Origin of the sequence: Desulfogranum japonicum DSM 18378 (assembly GCF_000429945.1) — a bacterium.
Lineage (GTDB): Bacteria > Desulfobacterota > Desulfobulbia > Desulfobulbales > Desulfobulbaceae > Desulfogranum > Desulfogranum japonicum.
Genome location: NZ_AUCV01000116.1, coordinates 1 through 1,703, shown reverse-complemented (window position 1 = coordinate 1,703; position 1,703 = coordinate 1). Strand labels below are relative to the sequence as shown.

Here is a 1,703-nt window from a genome sequence, read left to right as displayed (position 1 = left end):
ACCGCTTTTTAATAGTCATTCTCATATAAAAACGTTTCCCATGTTTACGGTTTAGCTTTTAACCTTGCCGCACAATTTTCAGGAAACTTCAGATAATAAATATCCAAAAATTGAGCAGGATATCGGTTTGGTAACGTCGTCGCGTCAATGGTTCCGTACTGGCCGTATTGAGCCATTAATGCAGCAACGTTACCGAGTTGAGAGACAAGCAAGATTGGATAATTAATTTTTTCCATGACCCTTAACCTGAAACATACAAACATCATCACCATCCCTTTTGAGCATAAACATAGCGTTGTGTGAAGAGCGACTAAACCGGATCGAACGAGTGGACAGCCATATTCGTAAAAAGTCCAGCGTATCCCGACTATTCCAGCCTCCCATTGACCTTTAATTTTTTTGATTCTCGCAGCATATTCCAGCCATACACAAGATCGTCGACCGCATCTATTGAATACCCCAAATGAGTTTCACATAGCGTCAATATATCAGAAACACAGCTTTCTCCAGCCTGTTTCATCACAGGAATCTGAGTTTCTCCATCTAAATGCCCAATAGCAGTCAGAAGACTTTCAACCCATCTGAGATTCTTTTTTTTACAGGGAATTTCATTGGTTCTTTCATTGAGAATTATCTGTCTGTGAATAAGTTATACGGCTGGATGTCCTTTCAAAGTGTTCGTGAATACTGGTGATTGAAAAAGTACCTCTAGATGCTGTAAAACAGCTTGCTCATTTTCAAGCCTGATTACCTCGCACGGCAGGTGCGCAATCCATTCTTCATGTAATTTTTTACTTCGCATATCTGGTCCGCCGGTATCATAGCTTGCAGCCCACTGCAGAAACTTCCTGTGTTGTTTATGCCCAGGATTAACAGGACTTTCAATACTCGGTCCATAACGCTCTATTTCCCTTCTTTTAAGCCTTTCCATTCTTACAGCAGGTGCCAACCATAAAAATATAACAAGATCGAACAGAGGTATTGCAAAATCCCCCCAACCACACAACGAACCAGAAAGAACCCATGAGCTGCATCGTTCAAGGTCGTGACGTAAAATTTTTTCTCTATCAGTGCGTTCTCGTATGGTTTGAAAAGGCGGCTTTGTTGGCATCCAAAAATACTCATCTGTATCATAGTGTGGGTAAGCCATGCGATCAGCCAGGGCTTTTCCAAGGGTTGTTGTACCTGAGCCAGATGCACCAAAAATGTGTATTCGCATCATTTCGTAACTTGCGTAATCAGTTCACTGATGAATCAAACCTTATTGATTGTCGTCACTGGCACGACGTCAGTCCCATGCGAGTTGAGGCTTTCTTATTGAACGTGAACATGCCAGATTCATGAGGATATATCCGAGCAGGTCCTTTCCAAAAATTAAAGGATACATTCATAATATATTTCTTCGACGCTTATCACAGGGATAAAAATCTACCATCGGGTTACAAGCTTACCATCTCTTGCCAAAGCATAACAAGTGCTTCAGTCGGCAGATTCACTCCACTAGATCCACCGACATACGCAACAATATGTTAATTGTCATCCCGGGTGATCACATTACTGGGGACGCTCACCGCTAAAGGCAAAAACTCTTGTTACCAAGTTGCGACTGGGTGCATCCGATATTTATGGCACAACCTTCTGGGCCCATCTTTTCTTGAATTGCATAATAATTTCAACCGACTAGGTAATATTATTGCTTGATG

Annotated in this window: 2 protein-coding genes; both read right to left on the bottom strand. The window is 41.7% G+C overall.

Going from position 1 to position 1,703, the window contains the following annotated elements:
• Nucleotides 1-44 precede the first annotated feature (44 nt).
• Nucleotides 45-236: an RNA-binding protein gene (locus G493_RS0122590; RefSeq protein ID WP_153306645.1), complete on the bottom strand. Its 192-nt coding sequence runs from the start codon at nt 234-236 to the stop codon at nt 45-47.
• A 413-nt stretch (nt 237-649) separates the two neighbouring features.
• Nucleotides 650-1,222 carry an AAA family ATPase gene (locus G493_RS30850; RefSeq protein ID WP_051309812.1) on the bottom strand — a complete coding sequence of 191 codons (573 nt, stop codon included), beginning with the start codon at nt 1,220-1,222 and terminating at the stop codon, nt 650-652.
• Between the last annotated feature and the right edge of the window lie 481 nt (nt 1,223-1,703).

Coding starts and splice junctions, on each gene's coding strand:
- G493_RS0122590 (WP_153306645.1), bottom strand. CDS start 236: ATGGAAAAAATTAATTATCCAATCTTGCTTGTCTCTCAACTCGGTAAC.
- G493_RS30850 (WP_051309812.1), bottom strand. CDS start 1,222: ATGATGCGAATACACATTTTTGGTGCATCTGGCTCAGGTACAACAACC.